Annotated in this window: 25 protein-coding genes; 3 read left to right on the top strand and 22 right to left on the bottom strand. The window is 66.9% G+C overall.

All coding sequences use genetic code 11. The annotated features are described in order from the left end of the window. Positions 1–24 precede the first annotated feature (24 nt). The gene (gene mtnC, locus AC3WP6_RS08765) at positions 25–711 is read left to right on the top strand and encodes an acireductone synthase (protein ID WP_492627341.1); all 687 of its coding nucleotides are present in this window, start codon (positions 25–27) and stop codon (positions 709–711) included. 3 nt (positions 712–714) lie between these two features. Continuing rightward, positions 715–1,698: a C13 family peptidase gene (locus tag AC3WP6_RS08770; RefSeq protein ID WP_492627342.1), complete on the top strand. Its 984-nt coding sequence runs from the start codon at positions 715–717 to the stop codon at positions 1,696–1,698. Position 1,699: 1 nt separating this feature from the next. Here AC3WP6_RS08770 and hisIE read toward each other — a convergent pair whose 3' ends face one another. The 19 genes from hisIE to trpB all read right to left on the bottom strand — a co-directional run bounded on the left by hisIE (position 1,700) and on the right by trpB (position 17,190). Next, positions 1,700–2,347, bottom strand: coding sequence for a bifunctional phosphoribosyl-AMP cyclohydrolase/phosphoribosyl-ATP diphosphatase HisIE (gene hisIE / locus AC3WP6_RS08775; protein WP_492627343.1), 648 nt, complete (start codon positions 2,345–2,347; stop codon positions 1,700–1,702). A gap of 15 nt (positions 2,348–2,362) precedes the next feature. Further along, on the bottom strand, positions 2,363–3,133 hold the full coding sequence (hisF, locus tag AC3WP6_RS08780) for an imidazole glycerol phosphate synthase subunit HisF (RefSeq protein ID WP_492627344.1): 771 nt from the start codon (positions 3,131–3,133) through the stop codon (positions 2,363–2,365). Next, positions 3,127–3,855: a 1-(5-phosphoribosyl)-5-[(5-phosphoribosylamino)methylideneamino]imidazole-4-carboxamide isomerase gene (hisA, locus tag AC3WP6_RS08785; RefSeq protein ID WP_492627345.1), complete on the bottom strand. Its 729-nt coding sequence runs from the start codon at positions 3,853–3,855 to the stop codon at positions 3,127–3,129. The genes hisF and hisA overlap by 7 nt, the downstream gene beginning before the upstream one ends. Then, the gene (gene hisH, locus AC3WP6_RS08790) at positions 3,852–4,442 is read right to left on the bottom strand and encodes an imidazole glycerol phosphate synthase subunit HisH (RefSeq protein WP_492627346.1); all 591 of its coding nucleotides are present in this window, start codon (positions 4,440–4,442) and stop codon (positions 3,852–3,854) included. The genes hisA and hisH overlap by 4 nt, the downstream gene beginning before the upstream one ends. Beyond that, positions 4,442–5,509, bottom strand: a complete 1,068-nt coding sequence (gene hisB / locus AC3WP6_RS08795; RefSeq protein WP_492627347.1) for a bifunctional histidinol-phosphatase/imidazoleglycerol-phosphate dehydratase HisB — start codon at positions 5,507–5,509, stop codon at positions 4,442–4,444. Before hisB ends, hisH begins: the two co-directional genes overlap by 1 nt. Continuing rightward, positions 5,506–6,579: a histidinol-phosphate transaminase gene (hisC, locus tag AC3WP6_RS08800; protein WP_492627348.1), complete on the bottom strand. Its 1,074-nt coding sequence runs from the start codon at positions 6,577–6,579 to the stop codon at positions 5,506–5,508. Before hisC ends, hisB begins: the two co-directional genes overlap by 4 nt. Further along, positions 6,576–7,883, bottom strand: coding sequence for a histidinol dehydrogenase (hisD, locus tag AC3WP6_RS08805; RefSeq protein WP_492627349.1), 1,308 nt, complete (start codon positions 7,881–7,883; stop codon positions 6,576–6,578). Before hisD ends, hisC begins: the two co-directional genes overlap by 4 nt. 8 nt (positions 7,884–7,891) lie before the next feature. Beyond that, positions 7,892–8,785 carry an ATP phosphoribosyltransferase gene (hisG, locus tag AC3WP6_RS08810; RefSeq protein ID WP_492627350.1) on the bottom strand — a complete coding sequence of 298 codons (894 nt, stop codon included), beginning with the start codon at positions 8,783–8,785 and terminating at the stop codon, positions 7,892–7,894. Beyond that, on the bottom strand, positions 8,782–9,117 hold the full coding sequence (locus AC3WP6_RS08815; protein ID WP_492627351.1) for a YerC/YecD family TrpR-related protein: 336 nt from the start codon (positions 9,115–9,117) through the stop codon (positions 8,782–8,784). The genes hisG and AC3WP6_RS08815 overlap by 4 nt, the downstream gene beginning before the upstream one ends. Before the next feature lie 258 nt (positions 9,118–9,375). Beyond that, on the bottom strand, positions 9,376–9,537 hold the full coding sequence (locus AC3WP6_RS08820; protein WP_492627352.1) for a 30S ribosomal protein THX: 162 nt from the start codon (positions 9,535–9,537) through the stop codon (positions 9,376–9,378). Between the two features lie 75 nt (positions 9,538–9,612). Then, positions 9,613–10,575, bottom strand: a complete 963-nt coding sequence (locus tag AC3WP6_RS08825) for a cation diffusion facilitator family transporter (RefSeq protein ID WP_492627353.1) — start codon at positions 10,573–10,575, stop codon at positions 9,613–9,615. A 44-nt stretch (positions 10,576–10,619) separates the two neighbouring features. Further along, positions 10,620–11,060 (bottom strand): MerC domain-containing protein, encoded by a 441-nt coding sequence (locus AC3WP6_RS08830; RefSeq protein WP_492628666.1) that lies wholly within the window; start codon positions 11,058–11,060, stop codon positions 10,620–10,622. Positions 11,061–11,156: 96 nt separating this feature from the next. Beyond that, positions 11,157–11,639 carry a transcriptional repressor gene (locus AC3WP6_RS08835; RefSeq protein WP_492628667.1) on the bottom strand — a complete coding sequence of 161 codons (483 nt, stop codon included), beginning with the start codon at positions 11,637–11,639 and terminating at the stop codon, positions 11,157–11,159. A 51-nt stretch (positions 11,640–11,690) separates the two neighbouring features. Then, complete coding sequence (locus tag AC3WP6_RS08840) at positions 11,691–11,969, bottom strand: hypothetical protein (protein WP_492627354.1); 279 nt, start codon at positions 11,967–11,969, stop codon at positions 11,691–11,693. 10 nt (positions 11,970–11,979) lie between these two features. Further along, entirely contained in the window at positions 11,980–13,380 is a 1,401-nt protein-coding gene (gltX, locus tag AC3WP6_RS08845) for a glutamate--tRNA ligase (protein WP_492627355.1), read from the bottom strand. A 73-nt stretch (positions 13,381–13,453) separates the two neighbouring features. Continuing rightward, positions 13,454–13,879: a DUF4399 domain-containing protein gene (locus tag AC3WP6_RS08850; protein ID WP_492627356.1), complete on the bottom strand. Its 426-nt coding sequence runs from the start codon at positions 13,877–13,879 to the stop codon at positions 13,454–13,456. Between the two features lie 242 nt (positions 13,880–14,121). After that, positions 14,122–14,991, bottom strand: a complete 870-nt coding sequence (accD, locus tag AC3WP6_RS08855; protein WP_492627357.1) for an acetyl-CoA carboxylase, carboxyltransferase subunit beta — start codon at positions 14,989–14,991, stop codon at positions 14,122–14,124. 68 nt (positions 14,992–15,059) lie between these two features. Beyond that, positions 15,060–15,893, bottom strand: a complete 834-nt coding sequence (gene trpA / locus AC3WP6_RS08860) for a tryptophan synthase subunit alpha (protein WP_492627358.1) — start codon at positions 15,891–15,893, stop codon at positions 15,060–15,062. An 85-nt stretch (positions 15,894–15,978) separates the two neighbouring features. Then, positions 15,979–17,190, bottom strand: coding sequence for a tryptophan synthase subunit beta (trpB, locus tag AC3WP6_RS08865; RefSeq protein ID WP_492627359.1), 1,212 nt, complete (start codon positions 17,188–17,190; stop codon positions 15,979–15,981). 112 nt (positions 17,191–17,302) lie between these two features. On the opposite strand from trpB, the gene AC3WP6_RS08870 reads away from it, so the two are divergent. Then, positions 17,303–18,193 carry a LysR family transcriptional regulator gene (locus tag AC3WP6_RS08870; protein ID WP_492627360.1) on the top strand — a complete coding sequence of 297 codons (891 nt, stop codon included), beginning with the start codon at positions 17,303–17,305 and terminating at the stop codon, positions 18,191–18,193. A 12-nt stretch (positions 18,194–18,205) separates the two neighbouring features. Here the strand turns inward: AC3WP6_RS08870 and AC3WP6_RS08875 are convergent, their stop codons facing one another. The 3 genes from AC3WP6_RS08875 to AC3WP6_RS08885 form a co-directional block, all read right to left on the bottom strand. Continuing rightward, positions 18,206–18,877 carry a phosphoribosylanthranilate isomerase gene (locus tag AC3WP6_RS08875; RefSeq protein ID WP_492627361.1) on the bottom strand — a complete coding sequence of 224 codons (672 nt, stop codon included), beginning with the start codon at positions 18,875–18,877 and terminating at the stop codon, positions 18,206–18,208. Next, complete coding sequence (truA, locus tag AC3WP6_RS08880) at positions 18,874–19,644, bottom strand: tRNA pseudouridine(38-40) synthase TruA (protein WP_492627362.1); 771 nt, start codon at positions 19,642–19,644, stop codon at positions 18,874–18,876. The genes AC3WP6_RS08875 and truA overlap by 4 nt, the downstream gene beginning before the upstream one ends. A gap of 107 nt (positions 19,645–19,751) precedes the next feature. Beyond that, entirely contained in the window at positions 19,752–22,022 is a 2,271-nt protein-coding gene (locus AC3WP6_RS08885) for a motility hub landmark protein FimV (protein ID WP_492627363.1), read from the bottom strand. Positions 22,023–22,145: the final 123 nt, after the last annotated feature.

Below are 22,145 nucleotides of genomic sequence, written 5' to 3' on the forward strand. Positions count from 1 at the left end.
GGGGCCCTTTCCGGGATTCGCCGCATGCCCCCCGTCCGCGTCGTACTCACCGATATCGAAGGCACCACCAGCTCGATCCATTTCGTCAAGGACGTGCTGTTTCCGTACGCGCGCAAGCGCCTGCCCGCCTTTGTGGAAACCCATGGCGACCAGCCTGAAGTGCAGCACTGGCTGCATGAGGCCGCGCGTGAGGTTGGGCTGGTCGAGGCGGCACGCCAGGGCGTGATCGAACTGCTGCTGCGCTGGATTGACGAGGATCGCAAGTCGACCGCGCTCAAGGCACTGCAAGGCATGATTTGGCGCGATGGCTATGTCGCCGGCGACTACCGCGCCCACGTTTATGCCGAGGTCCCGGCACGTCTCGGCGCCTGGCAAGCGGCGGGACTGCGGCTGTATGTGTACTCGTCCGGCTCGGTCGCGGCGCAGCGGCTGTTTTTTGGCTACAGCGAAGCAGGCGACCTGACACCGCTGTTCAGCGGCTACTTCGATACCACCTCCGGGCCCAAGCGCGAAGCGGCGTCCTACGCCACGATCGCAGCCGCCATCGACGAGGCCCCCGAGCGCATCCTGTTCTTGTCCGACATTGTCGAAGAGCTGGATGCCGCCCACGCCGCCGGCTTGCAAACCGGCTGGCTGGTGCGCCCGCCGCAGCCACGCCCACCGCACCCGCGCCACCCGGTGTACGCGGATTTCGACGCGATCACGCCCTGAACCATGCGCACCATCGTCATCACCCTGCTTGCCTTTGCTGCCGGCGTATTGCTGACGCTCTGGTCGCCGCGGTGGCCATCGACCCCGGTAGCGGCATCCACGGCCACGCCAGCGAGCGCCGCCAACACGGCCGACAGCGGGGATGACACCGCCGCCGGCTGGCCGGCCGACGCACCAACGCCCGAGCAGGTGCTTTACGCGCAAGCCGGATTGGTGCGTACTGCGCTGGCCAAACTCACGCCACGTGTGCCCGGCACCCCCAATCTGTATGTCGTCGCGTTTGCCGGCGACGGCGGCGAGGACGTCTTTCGCAACGAAGTCGAATACATCGCGCGCGCCTTCCCTGCCCGCCTCGGTCCCAGCACCCATGTGCTGGTGCTGGAGAACAACCCGGCCCCGCTCGCCACGCGCCCGTTGGCGACGTGGAGCAACCTCGAAGGCACGCTGGATGGCCTGGCCAAGGTCATGCACCCCGACGACATCCTGATGCTCTACCTCGCCACCCATGGCAGCGAGGATCACCAACTGCTGGTGGACATGGATCCACTGCCGCTGGACCAGATCGACGCCAACGACCTCGCCGGCATTCTCAAGGAGCACACGTTCGACTGGAAAGTCGTCGTGGTCAATGCCTGCTACTCGGGCGGCTTCATCCCGCCGCTGCATGCGCCGGGCACGCTGGTACTGACCGCCGCCCGCAGCGATCGCAGCTCGTTTGGTTGCGGCAGCGAATCCGAGCTCACGTATTTCGGCCATGCATGGCTGGTCGATGGGCTCAACCACACGGATAGTTTTTTGGCGGCCTTCGGCATCGCGAAAACCGAAATCGCCGGCTGGGAACGACAGGACAAGCTCCCCCCGTCGGAGCCGCAGATGGACGCCGGCGGCGGCATCCAGGCACAGCTTGCGGCGTGGCGCAAAGGAGTCAAACCCGGCCCGCCCGTGCCGTTTGCGCCGGCGCCCGCCGCATCGTCCGCGGCGCCCTGATTCAGTTTTTGGCGCTTGCTTCGCGCTCCGCGTGACGGCGCGCCAGCACGGCCGCCACCTCGCCCAGCCCGAGGTGGCGGGCGCGCAACACCACGGTCAGGTGAAACAGCAGATCCGCCGCCTCGCCAAGCAGTTCCTCGTCGCCTTGCACCACCGCGGCCAATGCCGTTTCCACGCCTTCTTCGCCCACCTTTTGCGCCATCCGGCGCACGCCGGATTCGAACAGCTTCGTGGTGTAGCTGCCGGCCGGGCGTTCGACATCGCGCGTGGCGACCAGCGCATCCAGCTCGGCAAGAAAGCCCAGCGGCGGACGCACCTCGCCGCGGTCGCCAAAACAACTGAAGCTGCCGGTATGGCAGGTCGGGCCACTGGGCGTGGCGGCGATCAACAGCGTGTCGGCATCGCAATCGGCGCGGATCGACACCACCGACAGCACGTTGCCCGAGGTTTCGCCCTTCATCCACAATCGCCGCTTGCTGCGGCTCCAAAACGTCACCAGCCCCTTGGACTGCGTCGCCGCCAGCGCCTCGGCGTTCATGTAGCCGAGCATCAGCACCTCGCCACTGGCCGCGTGCTGCACGACGGCCGGCACCAGGCCGTCGCCCTTGGCCCAGTCCAGTCGCGAAAGATCGGTATGCATCGCACTCATGGTTTGTTTCCTTGCCTACAACCGCACCGGGATGCCCGCGGCAGCCAGCTGGTGCTTCAAATCGGGGATGGCGATGGCGCTGGAATGGAACACACTGGCGGCGAGTGCACCGTCGACATCGGCCGCGCGGAACGCATCGCGGAAATGCTCCGGGGCGCCAGCGCCGCCCGAGGCAATCAGCGGCACCGTGCACAACGCACGCACCGCCTTGAGCTGCGGGAGATCGTAGCCGGCGCGCACGCCGTCGCTGCCCATGCAATTGAGCACGATCTCGCCCGCGCCACGGCGCTGCGCCTCGGCCACCCAGTCGAGCGTGCGCCGGCGCAGGGCCTGCGTGCGCGAGGGGTCGCCGGTGTACTGGCGCACGCGCCACTCGCCATCCGCATCGCGCAGCGAATCAACGCCGACCACCACGCACTGCACGCCGAATGCCGCTGCCAGCTCGTCGATCAGGCCGGGACGTTCGAGCGCCGGAGAATTCACCGAAATCTTGTCCGCCCCGGCGTGCAGCACCGCGCGTGCATCGGCCACCGAACGGATGCCACCGGCCACGCAAAACGGAATGTCGATGACGCGCGCGACCTTTTCCACCCACGCGCGATCCACGCTGCGCCCTTCCGGGCTGGCGGTGATGTCGTAGAACACCAGCTCGTCGGCGCCTTCATCGCGGTAGCGCAACGCGAGGTCGACGATACCGCCCATCACCACGTGGTTGCGAAACTGCACGCCCTTGACCACCTGGCCATCGCGCACGTCGAGGCAGGGAATGATGCGCCGGCTCAGCATGCCAGCGCCTCGCGCAAGGTGAACCGGCCTTCGAGCAAGGCGCGACCAAGGATGACCCCGGTGGCGCCGGCAGCGCGCGCGGCGCGGATGTCACCCAGCGCACGCACGCCGCCGGACGCCTGCACCTGCAGCGTCGGCACGCTGGCGGCAAGATGCCGGTACAGGTCGAGGTTGCAGCCGGCGAGCATGCCGTCGCGGTCGATATCGGTGCACAGCAGATGCTGCGCGCCGCGTGCGGCATACCAGGGCGCGAGCTGGTCGAGTGTGCCGGCTTCGACCTGGGTCCAGCCGGCGCTGGGCAACGTCCAGCGGTTATCGACGCGGCGGGTGTCCAGCGCAATCGTCAAGTGTTCGGCACCGAAATCGGCAAGCCACGTCACCACCTGCTGCGGGTCGCGGATGGCAACACTGCCGACCACGACGCGGGCCACGCCGGCGTCGCGCAGGCGACGCACGTCGGCCTCCGTACGCACGCCACCGCCGGCCTGCACCTGCATGCCGACCCGGGCCAGCGCCTCGATGACGGCAAGGTTGTCGAACTGGCCGGCACGGGCGCCGTCGAGGTCGACCACGTGCAGCCACGTTGCGCCCGCTTCCGCATAGCGCTGCGCTACGCCGAGCGGATCGTCGGCATAGGTGGTCTGCTGGGCGTAATCGCCTTGCTTCAGGCGTACCACGTGGCCGCCGCGCAGGTCGATGGCAGGGATAACGGTAAACGTCATGGTCGGAGAAAATTCCCGAGCAAGCGGGCGCCGACTTTAGCCGAGCGCTCCGGATGAAATTGCATGCCGAAAAAGTTGCGGTGTGCGACCACAGCAGAAAACGGCTCGCCGTATTCCGCGGTCGCCAGCGTCCACGGCCCGACCGGCACCACATAGCTGTGCACGAAATACGCCTGATCGCCTGCCTCCAGGCCCGCCAGCAACGGGTGCGGCGCGACCGCACGCAGCGTGTTCCAGCCCATGTGCGGCACACGCAGCTCGGCGCGCGCGACCAAGTGGCCCACGCGTGCCGGAATCAATCCGAGGCCCTCGACGTTGCCCTCGTCCAGATGCGCACACAAAAGCTGCATGCCCAGGCACACGCCCAGCACCGGCTGCGTCAGGGAACGCAGCACTTCGACCAAGCCAAGCTCATGCAGGCGCGCCATGCCGGGGCCGGCCGCGCCCACGCCCGGCAGGATCACGCGGTCGGCGCTGCGAATGGCCGCCGCATCCGCCGTGAGCGCCGTCTCCACGCCGAGGCGTCGCAAGGCGTAGCGCACCGAGCCGATGTTGGTGCCGCCGGCATCGACCAGTACCACCCGCATCAGAGCAAGCCCTTGGTGCTGGGAAGCTCGTCGCCCTGGCGCGCGATGGCCTGGCGCAGCGTGCGCGCGACCACCTTGAAGCACGCCTCCACCATGTGGTGCGCGTTGTCGCCACGCACGGAAAGATGCAGGTTCGCGCCCAGCGCCTCGCACAGCGAGCGGAAAAAGTGCGGCACCATTTCCACCGCCAGCTCGCCCACGCGCTCGCGTGGAAAGGTGCCATCGAACGCGAAGTACGGACGCCCGGAAAGGTCAAGCCGGGCATCGGCGGCGCTCTCGTCCATCGGCAGCGAGAAGCCGTAGCGTGCGATGCCGCGCTTGTTGCCCAGCGCCTGCTTCAGTGCCGCCCCGAGGGCCAGCGCGCAATCCTCCACACTGTGGTGATCGTCGATGTGGATATCGCCCTGGCATTCGAGTTCCAGCGCAAAGCCGCCGTGCTTGCCGACCTGCTCCAGCATGTGGTCGAAAAAGCCGAGCCCGGTGTGCACCTGCGGATCGGCCACGCGGTCCAGATCGACGCGCACGCGGATGCGCGTTTCGCGTGTGTCGCGCACCACCTCGCCGATGCGCGGCGCATCCAGCACGCGATGCGCGATCTCGTTCCAGCCAAGGCCGTGCGGCCCGACGCGAAATCCGCGCACGCCGAGGTTGGCGGCAAACTGCAGGTCGGTTTCGCGATCTCCCACCATTGCCGACGCGGCGCGGCTCCAGCCGTCGTCGGCAAGGTACGCGCGCATCAGGCCGACGCCGGGCTTGCGCGTGTCCTTGCCTTCGTAGTCGAAACTGCGATCGATCAGCACCTCGCGAAAACGCACGCCCTGCGATGCCAGCAGGCGCAGCAGCAGCTCCTGCGGCCCACGGAAACTTGCTTCGGGAAACGACGGCGTGCCGAGGCCATCCTGGTTGGTCACCATCACCAGCTCGTAGCCGGCGCCGACGAACCGCTGCAGCGCGGCGACCACCTCCGGCAGCAGGGCGAGTTTTTCATAGCTGTCGATCTGGCCATCCGCCGGTTCCTCGATGACGCACCCGTCGCGATCGACGAACAACAGTTTGCGCGCGCTCATGCGAGCACCTCCGCCACCGGCCCGCGCAACGCCGCCAGCACACCGTCGTTCTGTTGCGGCGTGCCGATGGTGATGCGCAAGGCGTCCTCCAGGCCGGGGTAGCGGCGTACGTCGCGCACCACGATGCCCGCCGCGGACAAGCGCGCGAAAGCGTCGGAGGCATCGGCAAACCGCACCGTGAGGAAATTGGCTTGCGAGGGCAATACCGCGTGCACACCGTCCATCCGTGCCAATGCGGCGCCCACGCGCGCACGCTCGTTGCGCACCACCATCAGATGCGCCCGGGCGTTGGTCTGCCCCCAGCCGGACAGCGCCAGCAGCGCCGCCGCCACGCTCGGCCGCGGCAGCGGATACGGCGCCATGATCCGCCGCAACAAGGCCACCACGTCCGGATGCCCCAACAGGCAGCCGACGCGCGCACCGGCCAGCGCCCACGCCTTGGACAACGTGCGCAGCACCACCAGGTGCTCAAAGCGGTCGAGCGCGTCGGCCATGCCGGCCTCGTCGGCAAATTCGACATACGCCTCGTCGACCACCAGCAAGGCGCGACCGGCAAGCCCCTGTGCCAGCCGTTCGAGATCGCGCCGTGGCACCTGGGTGCCGGTCGGGTTGTTCGGCGTGCACACGAACACCAGCTTGACCGCAGGCGTTACCGCGGCCAGCGTGGCTTCGACGTCCAGCGCAAAATCCGCACCCAACGGCACCGTGATCACCTCGGCGCCCTGGATATGTGCACTCACTGCGTACATGCCAAAAGTGGGCGGCTGGATCACGATCGCGTCGTGCCCGGCGCGGCAAAACGCGCGCATCAAAAGGTCAATGGCTTCGTCGCTGCCCCGCCCCACCAGCAGCTGCGCCTCGCGCACACCGTACAAACGCGCCAGGGCCGCAACCAGCTCCGGCGGCTGCGGCTCGGGATAACGGTTGCACCCGATGCCGGTGTCGCCCGTGGGCGGCCACGCGGATTCGTTGGCGTTGAGCAGCACCGCGCCGCCGCGGGCTTCCATGCGCGCAGAGGAATATGGCGTGAGTGCGCGGATTTCCGGCCGCGCCAGATCGAGCACGTTCATGCCGTTCGCTCCAGGGTCGCCAGACGCAACGTCACCGCACGGCGGTGAGCGTCGAGTTGTTCAGCCGCCGCCAGCGTTGCCGTGCACGGGCCGATGGCACGCAAGCCATCGGCGCTCAGCTCCTGCACCGTGATCTGCTTCTGGAAGCTCGCCACCGATACGCCGCTGTAACTGTGCGCGTGGCCGTAGGTCGGCAACACGTGGTTGCTGCCGCTGCAGTAATCGCCCACCGACTCGGGCGCCCACGCGCCGAGAAACACCGCGCCCGCGCTCTGGATGCCGGACAACAGGCTGCGCGGATCATTCACCTGGATGATCAGGTGCTCCGGCGCATAGCGGTTGCTGACTTCCACCGCCTGTGCCAGCGAGGCGACGAGAATCAGCCGACTGCGCGCAAGCGACTTGCGCACGATGGCGATCCGCGGCAACTCGGCGCATTGGCGTTCGACTTCCACCGCCACGGCATCGAGCAACGCCGCCGACGGGCTGAGCAGAATCACCTGCGAATCCGGGCCGTGCTCGGCTTGCGACAACAGATCGGCGGCCACGAATACCGGGTTGGCGTCGGCATCGGCAATCACCAGCACCTCGGACGGGCCGGCCGGCATGTCGATGGCGGCGCCATCGGGGTCGGCCGCAACCTGCAGCTTGGCTTCCGTCACCCACGCATTGCCGGGGCCGAACAGCTTGTCGCACTTGGGTACGCTCGCGGTGCCATAGGCCATGGCGGCGATGGCCTGCGCACCGCCTGCCTTGAACACCTGATGCACGCCGGTGAGCTGCGCGGCGTACAGCACGGCAGCGTCGCACCGCCCATCCGTCCGCGCCGGGGAACACAGCACCACCTGCGGACAGCCGGCAATGCGTGCGGGCACGCCCAGCATCACCGCCGTCGACGGAAGCGGCGCACTGCCCGCCGGCACGTACAAGCCAACCCGCCCCACCGGACGCACGATGCGTTCGAGGTGCACGCCGGGCGCGGTTTCCACCGCAGCCGGCGGCAGCGCCGCCGCACGGTGCCAGGTCTCGACCCGCCCGATCGCTTCACGGATCGCCGCCTTGAGCGATTCGGTGAGTGCCGCTTCGGCCTCGGCAAACTCGCGCGGCGTCACCTGCAAGGCGTCCAGCGTGCAGTGATCGTATTTGGCGCCGAACTCGCGCAGCGCGTCGTCGCCGCGCTCGCGCACCGCGGCGATGATGTCGGCGACGCCCGCATGCAGCTCCGCCGCCTGCGCCCGCGCAGGGCGTGCCAGTGCCTTGGTCCGCTCCGTCTCGTCGAGCGTGTTCCAGTCGATCCGGTTCATCGGGGTTCCTAGGTCAGCATCTTCTCGACCGGCAACACGAACATGTCGCGTGCGCCGGCCTTCTTGATTTCTTCCAGTTGCCGCCAGCTCACTTCGCCGGCGCACAGCGCCTGCAACAGCAGTTGCTCGGGTTGCCCCGCCACCGGCAGCAAGGTTGGCTGCGGACCGCCCGGCAACAGCCGGGTGACCGCTTCCACCGCGCAGCGCGGCGCCTGCAGCAGCAGCAAGCGCGACTCACGCACCTGGATCACACCGTCCAGCCGCTTGAGCAGCAGCGCCAAGAGATCGCCCCGCTCGTCGCCCGGCAGCTCAGCCGGGCCGGCCAGCACGGCTTCGCTGTCCAGCAGTACGTCGGCCTCGCGCAACTGGTTTGCCACCAGCGTCGCGCCGCTTTGCACCAGATCGCAGATGAGGTCGGCGGTGCCGAGCTTCGGCGCGATCTCCACCGACCCGGCAAGCGTCACCACGCCGGCCTCGATGCCGCGCTCACGCAGCCAGGCACCGAGCAGGCCGGGGTACGAGGTGGCGATGCGCAGGCCGGCCAACTGCGCCGGTTCGCGATAGGCGGATTCCTGCGGCACCGCAATCGACAACCGGCAGCGGCCGAACCCCAGCGCGCGCAGCTCTGCCAGCGGCGCCTGCTCGACGCCGGCGGTAAGCCGGAATTCGTCGAGCACGTTGCGCCCGACGATGCCGACATCGCATACGCCCTGTGCAATCAGGCCGGGGATGTCGTCGTCGCGCACCAGGAGCAGGTCGACCGGCTCGCTCTCGCCAAAACAGAACAGCTTGTCGCGGCTCTGGCGGAAGCTCAGGCCACAACGGCGCAACAATTCGAGTGCCGGTTCGGTGAGCCGACCGGATTTCTGCATGGCGACCCGCAGGCGATCACGCGGTTTCATGGACGTACCTTGTTGGCGGCGGCGCGACGGCGCGAGGCGCGTGCCGCCGCCGCGAGATACCCGCCATTGCCTTGGTTGAGAAAGCGCGCAACGCGACCAATCGTGGTGATGCTGACCGCCGTGCGCTCATGGATTTCACGATACGAGATGCCATCGAGCAGATGCGGCACCACCCGCCAGCGGTCGACCAGCACCTCCAACTCGGCCGGCGTGCACAGATCGCGCAGGAACGCGTCCATTTCCTCGACGCCCTTGAGCGACAACAGCACCGCGCACAAGCCGAGTTCGGCATCTTCGATGGGGGTTTCGGGGTCCAGCGATCGTCGTTTCATCGTGTTAATGCGTTAATACATTGGTTAGCGATTCTACGGGATGCTGCGACGCAGCGCAACAGGGCGAAGCGGGGTTCTGAAGGATTGGCGGTGCATCGGGGCTGGCGTCGCCTCGGATGTCTGCAGGAAGCCGGGTTCCGGCACGCGATACCACCCGGCCAAAAGCGCACTGGGCTGAAACCGTCAAGCCTTCTGCGAACCCCAGACGCGAAAAACCCCGCCGAGGCGGGGTTTTTCATGCGTGCTGCCGAATGCGGATCAGGCGGATTTTTTCTTCGGCGCGGCTTTCTTGGCTGCCACCGGTTTCACCGCCGTCGCCTTGGCGCCGACTACGACCGGACGCACAGCGTGCACGCGCTTGTTGCCGTAGCTGCCACGATAGGTCTTGCCACGGCGGGTCTTGCGGTCACCCTTGCCCATGAAAATCTCCTCGATGCGTGTTGGCTGGCCATGATACCAGCGCCGGCACTGCCAGCCATAGCGCAGCGGAACGCATCAATCGTGGGCGCAGTGCTCGTCGTGATCGGCGCACGGGCCAGGATCGATCTGCACCGTGACATGTCGGATCTCGAAGCGCTCCAGCAGCAACTGGTTGATGGCACGCAGCGCGCGCGCGCCGCCAGCCGGGTCTTCCACCACGGCGTGCAAGGTAGCCATGCGCGAGCCGGAGGCCAGTTGCCACACGTGCAAATGATGGATGTCGCGGATGGCCGGGTCGGCGCTGCGCAATGCCGCCTCCACTGTCGCGCTGTCCAACCCTTCGGGCACGCCTTCGAGCAAGATATGCGCCGAGCGCCGCAACAAGCGCCACGCACTGGCCAGGATCAGGATCGCCACCAGGATCGACAAGGTCGGATCCATCCACAGCCACCCGAACGCCTGGATCGCCAGCGCAGCCAGCACTGCCGCGACCGAACCAAGCAGGTCGCCCAACACGTGCAGCGAAGCCCCGGCAGCGTTCATGTCGTCATGCGCATGGGTATGCAGGCTGCGCAGCACCAGCACATTGACGACCAGCCCGACCAGCGCCACCACCAGCATCATGCCGGACAAGATCCTGTCAGGATGCAGCAGCCGGTCGAACGCCTCATACACCACCCAGCCCACCAACACGAACTGGCTGAGCGCGTTGACGAAGCCGACCAGGACCTCCATGCGCCCATAGCCGTAACTGCGTTTGGCATCGGCCGGGCGCAGGGCGAGCCGCGCGCCGGCAAACGCCATCAACAGGGCGAGCGCGTCCACCATCATGTGGCCGCCATCGGTCAGGAGCGCCAACGAGCCCGACCACAGCCCACCCACGATCTCGGCGATCATCATCATCGTGGTGAGCAAAAACGCGATCAGCAACTTGCGCCCGCGCACGGCCGGAGGCAGCGCATGATCGTGATGGTGGAGGTAGTGCTGCGACGCTGACGCGTGGGCCGCAGCGTCATCGTGGGCGGGGTTTGCGCTCATCCAATCATGCTAGGAACCGCCTGCCGCGTTACACAATCACCGCATCAATGTGCGCAATGCCCGCGCCTGCGGTCGATCCACAGGTTGACGAAATGCCCGGACGCCACCAGCAACCCGCCACAGGTCACCAACGTGGCATGCAGCACGATCGGATACGCCTCGGCCCAAGTCACGCCAAGCAGCAACAACGCCAGGCCCGGCAGTGCCAACCGCAACGGCAACGCCCGGCGGTGCCGCCGGTAACCCGTGATCAGCGCCAGCAACGCCAGTGCGACGGCAAACAACACGAAATAACGCTCAAACCGATGGCTGGCGAGAAACCCCAGGCCGACCAGCGGCAACGCCGTCAGCACAAACGGCAATAGGGCACAATGGATGGCGCACAGGAACGAAGCCGTGGCGCCCACGCGATCGGCAGCGTCCCACCCATGCGTGTGTGTGGCCCTTGCCGGCGCGCAAGCCGAAACCGCCGAGCCGTCTGGCAGACGGCCATCGAGCGCGACTGAAGTATCCACGTTGTCCATAACGGGATGTTACTTTATAACGTTTCGCCGCGGCAAGTGGCGTATCGCGCCATTCAGTCAGCGTTTGCGACAGCGCTTGCAGACGCCATGCACTTCAAGCGTCTGCGCCAGCGCCTGAAAGCCGAGCGCCTGCGCCTGTGCGTCGATCAGCGCGGCCACGCGCGGGTCGCACACCTCCTCGGCACTGGCGCACACGTCGCAAATCAGGAACGGCACCTGATGCGCCTGCGCCGGGTGGTGGCAGGAGACGTAGGCGTTGATCGATTCGAGTTTGTGGATGAACCGCTGTTCGAGCAGGAAATCCAGCGCGCGATACACCGTGGGCGGCGCCGCATTGCCGTGCTTTTCGCGCAGTTGGTCGAGCAGATCGTAGGCCTTCACCGGCTTGGTGGCTGCCGCGATCAGTTCGAGCACCTCCATGCGCAACGGGGTCAGCCGCAGGCCGCGCTCCTCGCTGACGTGCTCCACCTCGCGCACAAAACCCTTCGCATCGTGATGATGTGTGTGTTGCAGCTGCAGGTGGGTGGCGGTTTCATGCATCACGGCGATCTCCCTCAACGATCATACCTGTCGCGCCGTGCGCCAGCGAAATCAGCGCCGGTGCGGTAGCGGAGGCGGGGTGGCATGTCGCCGTGTGCGGGCGAGTAAAACCAACCACCCGATTGGCCCGAGCACCCACGCCCAAGCAACGCCTTCCCACAGCCGTCCGCGCCACCAGCCAAGCAGCGCGCCCACCGCGACAAACGCCAGGTTCCACCACATAAGCGCAACCCACGGCACCATCGCCATGAGGTTGGCAAAAATCTGCCAGAAAGCATCCGGCGCGTCCGGATCGACGCCCTGCATCGCGCGAGCCAGGAGCTCGTCCACGATGCGTGACCTAGCCGCGCGCGAGCGCCAGCGCGTAGTCGATGCGCCGGAGTGCCTCGTCGCGGCCGGTGAGGTAGATCGTGTCCTCGATCGACGGCGACACTTGCGTACCGGTCATGGCCACACGCAATGGTTGCGCGATCTTGCCCATGCCCACTTCGAGGTGCGCGGCCAGCTGTTCGACCAGCGGATGGATCGCCAGCGGGTTCCACGCCACGGCCGCCAGAAGCGGCTTCGCAGCTTCCAGCACGGCGGCGCCCGTCGGGGTCTTGAGGTGCTTGGTGACGGCCTTTTCGTCCCAGTCGGTGATCGGGCCGTACCAGATCTTCGCGCGCTCGGCCATTTCCTTCAGCGTGTGCACGCGGTCACGCAAGGCGACGATTACCTCGGCTGGCGCCGGGCCGCGTGTCGCGTCGATGCCGGCGCGGGCGAGATGCCAGGCAAACTCGGGCACCAGCGCCGCGGGCTCGTCGGTTTTCAGGTAATGCTGGTTGAGCCACTTCAGCTTTTCGATGTCGAACCGCGACGCCGCCTTGTTGACGTCGCCGATATCAAACAACGCCGTCATCTCCGTGCGCGAAAAAATCTCCTGATCCCCATGCGACCAACCCAGCCGCACGAGGTAATTGAGGATGGCATGCGGCAGGTAACCCTCCTCGCGGTACTCCATGACGCTGACCGAATTGGTGCGCTTGGAGAGCTTCTTGCCGTGGATGTCCAGAATCATCGGCAGGTGCGCAAAAGTCGGCACCGGTGCGCCGAGCGCATGGTAGATGTTGATCTGGCGCGGCGTGTTGTTGACATGGTCGTCGCCGCGGATCACCTCAGTGATACCCATGTCGGTGTCGTCCACCACCACGGCAAAGTTGTAGGTGGGCCAACCGTCGGAGCGGAAAATCACGAGATCATCCAGCTCACTGTTGGCGATCTCGATGCGGCCCTTCACCTTGTCCTCGAACACCACCGTGCCTGCGGTCGGGTTCTTGAACCGGATCACCCGGTTCGGATCGTCGCGGTACGGCTCGTTGCGGTCGCGGTAGTAGCCGTTGTAGCGGGGCTTCTCGCCCTTCGCCATCGCCGCTTCGCGCATCGCCTCGATCTCTTCCTTGCTCTCGTAGGCGTAGTACGCCTTGCCTTCGGCCAGCAGGCGGTTGGCCACCTCGGTGTAGCGCGCCAGGCGCTGCGTCTGGTACACCGGCGCCGCGTCGGCGTTGAGATCGAGCCACGCCATCGCATCGAGGATGGCTTTTACCGCCGCATCGGTCGAACGTTCGCGATCGGTGTCCTCGATGCGCAACACGAACTCGCCACCATGCCGCCGCGCTTCCAGCCAGCAATACAAGGCGGTGCGCGCGCCGCCGATGTGCAGGAAGCCGGTGGGACTGGGGGCGAAACGGGTGCGCATGGTCATGACTTTGAGTCTGAAGCGGCAAAGCCAAGCATTTTAGCCGATCCGCTCCCCTGCCCGATCCGCTGTGGCGCTGTCACTCCACGTGAATGGTAATCTTGCGCGAGACCACGGCCGGCACGAACGGCACGTGATTCGCATCGCCCAGCTCCAGTTGCAGGGTGTGCGTGCCCGGCGCAAGTTCCAGCGCGGTCTCGGTCTGGCCGCCGCCGAAATGGCGATGCTGCGCGTCGGTCGGGATCGGCTGGCCGGCCGCCGGCAGCGTGTCCATGTCCACCAACAGGTGGTGATGCCCGGTGTGCGCCTTGGCCATGCCGGCCGGGGCGACGCCCATGCCGGACAAGCCGAAGCGCACCGTGACCGGAGAGCGGACCGTGGCGCCGTCGGCCGGGCTGATGACGTAGACCCTGGTGCCCTCCGGGGCAGCGGTGGTCGGCAGTTCGGCGCCTTGCGCCAGGACGGGCATCGAGGCCAGGGCAATCACCAGCAGCAGGCTTTTCATGCGGGGTCCTCCGGAAACGAGACATTGAGTCTAACGTTTCGGGCGCTGTTCCCGGCAAGCCGCGTCAGCCGACCAACTGCGCAGGTCTTCGGCAAAGAGAGCCAAACGCCTGAATGGCAACCCGTCAGCAGGAGTTGTCCACAGACTTGCGAGGCACTCATCCACACCGCCTGTGGAAAACTGGACGCCGGACGCGAAGCTGCCGCCCGCAGGCGGCAGCCGTAGCAGGCTGGCCGCGGGCTTCAGGCCGCGCGTGGCAGCTGCTTGAGTACCCGCAGCAAGTCGGCCAGCTTGTCCCGCATTTCGCGGCGATCGACGATGAGGTCGATGGCGCCGTGCTCAACCAGGAACTCCGAGCGTTGGAAGCCTTCCGGCAACGTTTCGCGCACGGTCTGTTCGATCACGCGCGGGCCGGCAAAACCGATCAGCGCCTTGGGCTCGCCGATATTGATGTCGCCGAGCATGGCGAGGCTGGCCGATACGCCGCCGGTAGTCGGGTTGGTCAACACACTGATGTAGGGCACCCCAGCCTGGCGCAAGCGCGCGAGCGCGGCCGAAGTCTTGGCCATCTGCAGCAACGAAAACAACGCCTCCTGCATGCGCGCGCCGCCGGTAGCGGTGAACCCGACCAAGGCGCTCTTGTCCGCCAGCGCGCGCTCGGCGGCGCGAGTGAACTTTTCACCGACGACGGAACCCATCGAGCCGCCCATATAGGCAAATTCGAAGGCAGTGGCGATCAGCGGCATGTCCTTGAGTTTGCCGCTCATGACGACCAAGGCGTCCTTTTCACCGCTTTTTTTCTGCGCAGCGGCAATGCGGTCGCGGTACTTCTTGGTGTCGCGGAATTTCAGCGGGTCCACCGCCTCCATGCCAGCCCAAAGCTCCCTGCCGGAGCCAGCGTCGAGCAGCGCGGCAAGCCGCGTACGGGCACGGATGGCGTGGTGGTGTCCACACTTGGGGCACACCATCAGGTTGCGCTCGAGCTCGGGCTTGTACAGCACCGAGCCGCAGCCGCCGCACTTCTCCCACACGCCTTCGGGAACCTTGCCTTTGCCCGCTACCGCACTTTGCGGATGCACGCGCGGCGTCATGATTTTCTGCAGCCAGTTCATGGGAACCCCTTGTACGAGTTGCCCATTCTAGCGAACTTGGCTACACCGATCCGGACGCCGGCGTGTGGTCAGCGCGGACGATCCAGTGCGGCACGGATCGGCGCCAGGAACGCCGTGGCGCGCTGCGTGACGTCCGCGACCGTCGTCGCCCCGGCAAGACGATCGACCAGCGCGCTGCCGATCACGACCGCATCGGCGAATTGCGCAATGGCGCGCGCACTTTCACCGTCGCGCACGCCGAAGCCGACGGCAACGGGCGCTGCCGCATGCGCACGCACATCGGCAACGCGCGCGGCGATGTCGCCCACGCTCAGGCTTGCGGCGCCGGTGATGCCGGCAAACGACACGTAATAGAGGAATCCGTTGGCCGCCTGGCACAGCGATGCCAAGCGCTCTGGCGCGGTGGTCGGCGCGGCCAGCAGAATCTGGTGCAGCCCTGCCGCGCGCAGTGGCGCGAGCACGGCGGATTCCTCCAGTGGGCAATCGACCAGCAATACGCCGTCCACGCCCGCAGCGGCAGCCTCCTGCGCAAAGCGCTCGTAGCCGTGAATCTCGACCGGATTCAAATAACCCATGAGCACCACCGGAGTGTCGCTGTCGCGCTCGCGAAACGCGTGTACCCAGCCGAGCACGTCGGCCAGGCCGACGCCGTTGGCAATGGCACGCTCGCTCGCATGCTGGATTACCGGGCCGTCGGCCATCGGATCGGAGAACGGCACCCCCAACTCGATCGCATCCGCACCGGCCGCAACCAACGCATGCATCAGCGCGACGGTGTGCGCGGGTGCCGGATCGCCGGCCGTAATGAAGGGAATGAGCCCGGCGCGATGGTTGGCCTTGAGGTGGGCGAAGCGGGTGTCGATGCGATTGGGATTCGGGATTCGGGATTCGGGATTCGTCATGGCGCACTTGCTCGCAAGAAAAATGACCGGTACCCATCGGGGTTCGTGCCTGCCTCCGCTGAGTCCCGGATCCCATATCCGACGCTCATATCCTCACCCCCTCGCGCGCGGCAATCGTGTGCACATCCTTGTCGCCGCGCCCCGACAGGTTGCACAGCACGATGCCGTCCTTCGGGTATTCGCGGGCGAGCTTGATCGCCTGCGCCACCGCGTGGCTGGATTCCAGCGCGGGCAGGATGCCTTCGGTGTGCGCCAGCAGGTGAAAGGCGGCAAGCGCTTCCTCGTCGGTGACGCCCACGTACTCGGCGCGGCCGGCGTCTTTCAGGAACGCGTGCTCGGGGCCGACGCCGGGGTAGTCGAGGCCGGCGGAGACCGAATGCGTCTCGGTGATCTGGCCGTTGTCGTCGCACAGCACATAGGTGCGATTGCCGTGCAGCACGCCGGGACGACCGAGCGACAGCGAGGCGGCGTGGTGGCCTGGTGCAGTGCCGTCACCGCCGGCTTCGGCGCCAACGATACGCACGTCGCGGTCGTTCAGGAACTCGTAAAACAGGCCCATGGCGTTGGAACCGCCACCGACGCACGCCGTCAACACGTCCGGCAGACGGCCGTACTCGGCCAGCATTTGCGCACGCGCCTCGCGCCCGACGATGGCATTGAAATCGCGCACCATCATCGGATACGGATGCGGGCCGGCAACGGTGCCGATGATGTAGTAGGTGTCGGCGACGTTGGTGACCCAGTCGCGCATCGCCTCGTTCAGGGCATCCTTCAGCGTCTGCGAGCCGGAAGTGACCGGCACCACCTCGGCGCCGAGCATCTTCATGCGGTAGACGTTGATCTTCTGCCGCTCGATGTCGGTGGCGCCCATGTACACCACGCACTTGAGCCCCAGCCGCGCCGCCACGGTCGCGCTGGCGACGCCATGCTGGCCGGCGCCGGTCTCGGCAATGATGCGGGTCTTGCCCATGTAGCGCGCCACCAGCGCCTGGCCCACGGTGTTGTTGATCTTGTGCGCGCCGGTGTGGTTCAGGTCCTCGCGCTTGAGCACGATGCGCGCGCCGCCAACGTGCCTGGTGAGCCGCTCGGCAAAGTAGATCGGGCTGGGGCGGCCCACGTAGTGCACCAGGTCGCGGTCCAGCTCGGCGATGAACGCGGGGTCCTTGCGCAAACGCAGATAGGCTTCGGTCAACGCCGCCAGCGGCGCCATCAATGTCTCGGCCACGTAGCTGCCACCAAAGCGGCCAAACCGGCCCTGCACATCGGGGAAGGCGTGGAAATCCAGAACCTCGGCCATGTCGACTCCGTAAAGACACATCGTGGCATATGCCACATACTCACACCCTATCGGCACCAGTGCCTGCAAAAAAGCGAAGAACTTGCATCGAAGGTTGAGTTAACCTCACATCATGTCGAATCGTGACCTGCCCTCGCTGAACGCCTTGCGCGCGTTCGAAGCTGCTGCCCGCTTGGGCAGCATGAGCCTCGCTGCCCGGGAGCTGTTTGTCACCCATGGTGCCGTCAGTCGCCAGATTCGCACACTGGAGGAATCCCTCGGGCGCGCCTTGTTTGAGCGCCAAGGGCGCGGCGTAGCCCTCACCAAGGCGGGCCAGCAACTGCAGGAACAATGCCATGGCGCGTTCACCCAGTTACGTGAGGCTTGGCACCAGCTGTGCGAAGAGCAGGCCGCACCGGCGTTCGTGCTTGGCTGCTCCGGCAGCGTGCTCGCGCGCTGGGTCATTCCGCGGCTGGAACGCCTGCGCCACGAATTGCCGCAACTCACGGTGCACCTCGCCGCCCAGGATGAGCCCTTCCCGGCCTCCGCCACTGATGTCCACGCGAGCCTGGTGATCGCCGCGCCACCATGGCCCAGCGGGTGGCAGGTTCACGAGCTCGCGGCCGAGCGCATCGGCCCGGTGCTGAGCCCGGGTTACCCCAGCGCCCCGCGTCTGCGCGACGCCCCCCCCTCCGCACTGGCGGACGAGCCCTTGCTGCAGACCGCCTCCCGCCCGCAAGCCTGGCCCAACTGGGCCAAGGCGATGGGTTTGCCGCCAACCTCGCTGCACCCCACCCAACCACTGCCGCATCTCTACTTTCTGCTCGAAGCCGCTGCCGCCGGCCTTGGCGTGGCGATCGCCCCGCGAGCCCTGGTGGCCGATGACATCGCCAAACGACGCCTCATCGCACCCTGGGAGTTTCGTGAAACGACGGCGCGCTGGGTGCTGGCTACCCGCCGGCCCGGCGACGCGCGGGTCAACGTGTTGGCGCAATGGCTGGCGCACCAGCTCGCGGCCGAATGAAACCGGGCGGCATTACTCGCTCGGGCGCATGCCGTCCGGAAGCTGCCCGGCGCGGTCCAACACTTCGCCATCGGCCGCGCGCACGGCAGCAACAAATTGCCGCATCCGCTGCGCATCCTTGATACCCGGCGCGGATTCGACCCCACTGGCGACATCCACCGCCCATGGCCGCACGGCGGTGATGGCAGCGCCGACGTTGCCGGCATCCAGCCCGCCGGCCAGCACCACCGGTTGCCGGATGTCACGCGGCAACAGCGACCAGTCGAAGGTACGTCCGCTGCCGCCCGTCTGCCCGCCAGCGTGGCCGTCCAGCAACAGCGCTGTGGCCTGCGGGTACGCACGCAGCCTTGGCAACGCCGCCGCGCCATCTCCCATCGCCACGGCCTTCATGTAGGGCCGCCCGAATTGCGCGCACCATGCGTCGGTTTCATCGCCGTGAAACTGCAGCAAGTCGGGCTGCACGACTTCGATGACTTCGTTCACCAGTTCGACAGCGTCATCCATGAACAAGGCGACGACGGAGACAAACGGCGGCAGCGCCAGCCGGATCTCGCGTGCCCGTGCCGGGGACAGGCGCCGTTTGCTGCGCACGGCAAACACCAGGCCGACGGCATCGACGCCCAGTTGTGCCGCCAGCAAGGCGTCTTCGATCCGGGCCATGCCGCAGCACTTGACGCGGGTCATGGCTGGCACACCTCCGCAGGCAAGCCCCAATGCGCCTCGTAACGCGGGCCAATGAATGTCAGCCCGGTGGGCGGCGCGGTGGGGCCGGCGACCTCGCGATCGCGTCCGGCCAGCAGCTCGGCGATCCACTCCGGCGGCTGCTCCCCGCGCCCGACCGGCAACAGCGAGCCGACGATATTGCGCACCATGTGATGCAGGAACGCATTGGCCTCGATATCTACCATGACGATGTCCCCCTCCCGTTGCACGCGCACCGCCAGCACGCAACGCCGGGCGTGCCGCGCCTGACAGGACGCGGCGCGAAACGCGGAAAAATCATGCTCGCCCACCAGTACCTGGGCGGCGGCTTGCATGCGCGCGGCATCGAGCGGCAGGCGCTCCCAAGTCACATAACGCGCGTCCAGGGCAGCGCGAATGGGACGGTTGAGCAGACTGTAGCGATAGCGCCGGCTGCGCGCGGAAAACCGCGCATGAAAGGCCGGATCGACCTCTCGTGCCCACACCACGGCGATGCTCGGCGGCAAATTCGACGTGGTGCCCAGCTGCCACGCGCGCAGGCTGCGCGCCACCTCGGCATCGAAATGCACCACCTGGCAACGGCCGTGCACGCCGGTATCGGTGCGCCCGGCGCAGGTCACGGTGACCGGCTGCGAGGCCACCTGCGACAGCGCTTGCTCCACCGTGCCCTGTACCGTCTCGCCGTGGCTCAAGCGCTGCCAACCCAGAAAGTCGGTGCCGTCATATTCGATGCCGAACGCAATGCGCATGCCACGCCACAATCCACGAAAGCCTGCAGCGTAGCAGCCCGCCGCCATGCCGCGACAAAAACGCAAACGGGCCGGCAAGCCGGCCCGTTCCTGGTTGCCCGCACCGGTCAGTGCAAGTCGTCGATCATGCGCTTGGCCACATCCTTTTGGGTCTGGCTGCCTTCCTGCATGACCTCCTCCAGCATGGCCTTGGCCCCTTCCGGATCGCCCATGTCGAGATAGGCGCGCGCAAGATCGAGCTTGGTGTCGACCGGGTCGTCGTTGAAGGTTTCGATGTCCGGTACCCGCGCGTCAGACACCGGTGCCGGCTCGTCGAAGTGCCAGTCCGAGACGGGCGCGGCCGTCGGCACGGACTTGGCGGCAGCGGGCTCAACCGCCGCCCCGTGAACCGCCGCTGGCGCTTCCTGCGCAGGCGTCAGATCAAAGTTGAAGTTGTACTCGCTCACCTTGACCGGATCGCTCGGAAACGACGGCGCGGCCGAAGCCGGCACCGTCTTGCCCGCTGGCGCGGTGGCCGTGACATCGTCGGCGTCAAAATGATCGATATCGAAACCGGGTACCGGCTCGGCGGCAACGGCGGTTGCCGCCGCGTTTTTGTGAGCAAACAGCGGATGTGCGGGGGTCAGGTCTTCCCCCATGCGCACTACTTCTTGCCACTCCTCCTGATGCGGGTCGGCAACGTGTACGTGCATGGCTTCGGCCGCAGCCTCGAAATGCTCGACGTCGCGACGCTCGTAATACAGGCTCGTCAGTTCGAGGTGCAGGCCGACGTCGTCCGGATGTTCGGCGAGCTGATCGAGCAGATGGGTTTGCTCCGGGTCGGCATCCGCCTCCGCATCTCCGGCACCGCTTGCCGCGCTGGCGGCAAAGCGATCGGCGAGCGATGCGCCCGCCTTCGAGCCCTTGTCGGTCGGTTTGCGACCGCGCCGCCTGCCAAGCAAGGCCAACAGCAGCAACAGCACGACAATGGCACCGCCGAGTGCCTGCGCCCACAACTGCATGTACCAGGGTTCTTCCGCAGCCGGTTGCGCTGCCGTGGTGGTTGGCTTGAGCGGTGTCGTCTTTGCCGCCGCGGCTGGCGTTTCCGCCACCGGTTTACTGGCGACTGGCTCGGCACTGCCTGTCGTGGCAGGCGCCATTGCCTCGGCCGCGACTGGCGCACTGGCGGCCGCAGTCGGCTTGGCCGCATTTGCCGCCACCACCGGCACCGGTGCCGCCGATGCGCTGGCGGCGGCATTGGCGGCCACCGCCTCGGCCGGCAGACCGGCCGCCTTGCGGGCCGCCGCCAGTTTCGCTTGCAACTCGGCGATCTGGTTGTCCTTCAATGCCAGCAAGTGCGCGTTCTTGCTGTTGATGTCGGTGAGATCCTTCAACCGCGATTTCAGGTCGTCGCTTTGCTGTTGCAGGCTGGCGACAGCCTCTTGGCTGCGCAACAGATCCTGCTGGCTGCCGTGATCGGCATTGCCCGCCGCCGCAGCCTTCGCCCCCTGCTTGGCTGCCGGCACCAGCGCGAGATGATCACTCTTCGGCGCCGTACTTGTGGCAGGCGAGCTGGATGTCGCGCTGCGAGTGCCGGCGTCGGCGACCGTGACCGGCGAGCTGGCGACGCGGCCGCTGCGCCAATCACCGTTTTGCTGTCGCACCTGGGCAGCCGCTGCGGCGACCGCCACGGCTTCGGCCTCGGCCTTGCTCGGCACCCGCAGCACGGCGCCGGCTTTCAGCGCATTGATGTTTTCGCGATAAAACGCATCGGGGTTGGCCTGTCTCAGGGCCAGCATCATTTGATTCAGGTCGACGCCGGCCGGCGCCGTGCGCCGCGCCACCGCCGACAACGTCTGTCCGTGCGCGATCGGGCCGAACTTGCCGTTGGCAAGTTGCGCGCTTTCGGCTGGTGCCGACCGCTTCGGTCGCGGCTCTGGCGCTGCCGCAGTAGCCGGGCTGCGGCTCGGCGCCGTCGGGCGCGCCGCCACCGGCGCCGGATTGGTGCCCGGCGGATCAAGCAGGATGGTGAACTCGCGCACGCTCTTGCCAGTGCCACCATGAATCTCGATCAACAAGTCGAGGAACGGATCGTTGACTGCCGTCTGGCTGGTGATTCGGATGACCTTGTGTCCGCCCTCGCCGCTGACGACCTCGAAATGCAGCGGGATCGCCGGGCGTCCGGCGCTCACGCCAGCGCGCGCAAACTCGTCGCCGGATGCCAGCTGCACGCTGAGCTTCTGCAGCTCGGCCGGGGTGGCCTTCTGCACCGGTATCTCGGCAAGCAAGGGCTGGCCCAGCGCTGATTTCACCTGGATCTGCCCCAAGTCGAGCGCCAAGGCCTGGCTGCTGCCGAGAGCCAATGCGATCAGCAATGGCAATTTCAACGAACGCTTCATCACGTCTCCCCCGAACAAGCCGTGGCCCTTGGCGAGACCGTCACCATGGCGGTGCTTCACCCAAACGATGCGCCACTTTAGTTAGATAGTGGCTGATCAACAATAGCTGGAACGGTGACTTGC

It is taken from the genome of Rhodanobacter sp. FW106-HT46G03, from assembly GCF_058789895.1.

Coding starts and splice junctions, on each gene's coding strand:
- AC3WP6_RS08825 (WP_492627353.1), bottom strand. CDS start 10,575: ATGAGCGCAAACCCCGCCCACGATGACGCTGCGGCCCACGCGTCAGCG.
- AC3WP6_RS08870 (WP_492627360.1), top strand. CDS start 17,303: ATGTCGAATCGTGACCTGCCCTCGCTGAACGCCTTGCGCGCGTTCGAA.
- mtnC (WP_492627341.1), top strand. CDS start 25: ATGCCCCCCGTCCGCGTCGTACTCACCGATATCGAAGGCACCACCAGC.
- hisF (WP_492627344.1), bottom strand. CDS start 3,133: ATGCTGAGCCGGCGCATCATTCCCTGCCTCGACGTGCGCGATGGCCAG.
- AC3WP6_RS08835 (WP_492628667.1), bottom strand. CDS start 11,639: ATGCATGAAACCGCCACCCACCTGCAGCTGCAACACACACATCATCAC.
- truA (WP_492627362.1), bottom strand. CDS start 19,644: ATGCGCATTGCGTTCGGCATCGAATATGACGGCACCGACTTTCTGGGT.
- hisC (WP_492627348.1), bottom strand. CDS start 6,579: ATGAACGTGCTCGATCTGGCGCGGCCGGAAATCCGCGCACTCACGCCA.
- hisD (WP_492627349.1), bottom strand. CDS start 7,883: ATGAACCGGATCGACTGGAACACGCTCGACGAGACGGAGCGGACCAAG.
- hisA (WP_492627345.1), bottom strand. CDS start 3,855: ATGACGTTTACCGTTATCCCTGCCATCGACCTGCGCGGCGGCCACGTG.
- accD (WP_492627357.1), bottom strand. CDS start 14,991: ATGAACTGGCTGCAGAAAATCATGACGCCGCGCGTGCATCCGCAAAGT.
- trpB (WP_492627359.1), bottom strand. CDS start 17,190: ATGGCCGAGGTTCTGGATTTCCACGCCTTCCCCGATGTGCAGGGCCGG.
- AC3WP6_RS08850 (WP_492627356.1), bottom strand. CDS start 13,879: ATGAAAAGCCTGCTGCTGGTGATTGCCCTGGCCTCGATGCCCGTCCTG.
- trpA (WP_492627358.1), bottom strand. CDS start 15,893: ATGACGAATCCCGAATCCCGAATCCCGAATCCCAATCGCATCGACACC.
- AC3WP6_RS08820 (WP_492627352.1), bottom strand. CDS start 9,537: ATGGGCAAGGGTGACCGCAAGACCCGCCGTGGCAAGACCTATCGTGGC.
- AC3WP6_RS08875 (WP_492627361.1), bottom strand. CDS start 18,877: ATGACCCGCGTCAAGTGCTGCGGCATGGCCCGGATCGAAGACGCCTTG.
- hisIE (WP_492627343.1), bottom strand. CDS start 2,347: ATGAGTGCGATGCATACCGATCTTTCGCGACTGGACTGGGCCAAGGGC.
- gltX (WP_492627355.1), bottom strand. CDS start 13,380: ATGACCATGCGCACCCGTTTCGCCCCCAGTCCCACCGGCTTCCTGCAC.
- AC3WP6_RS08815 (WP_492627351.1), bottom strand. CDS start 9,117: ATGAAACGACGATCGCTGGACCCCGAAACCCCCATCGAAGATGCCGAA.
- AC3WP6_RS08770 (WP_492627342.1), top strand. CDS start 715: ATGCGCACCATCGTCATCACCCTGCTTGCCTTTGCTGCCGGCGTATTG.
- hisB (WP_492627347.1), bottom strand. CDS start 5,509: ATGAGCGCGCGCAAACTGTTGTTCGTCGATCGCGACGGGTGCGTCATC.
- AC3WP6_RS08885 (WP_492627363.1), bottom strand. CDS start 22,022: ATGAAGCGTTCGTTGAAATTGCCATTGCTGATCGCATTGGCTCTCGGC.
- hisH (WP_492627346.1), bottom strand. CDS start 4,442: ATGCGGGTGGTACTGGTCGATGCCGGCGGCACCAACATCGGCTCGGTG.
- hisG (WP_492627350.1), bottom strand. CDS start 8,785: ATGAAACCGCGTGATCGCCTGCGGGTCGCCATGCAGAAATCCGGTCGG.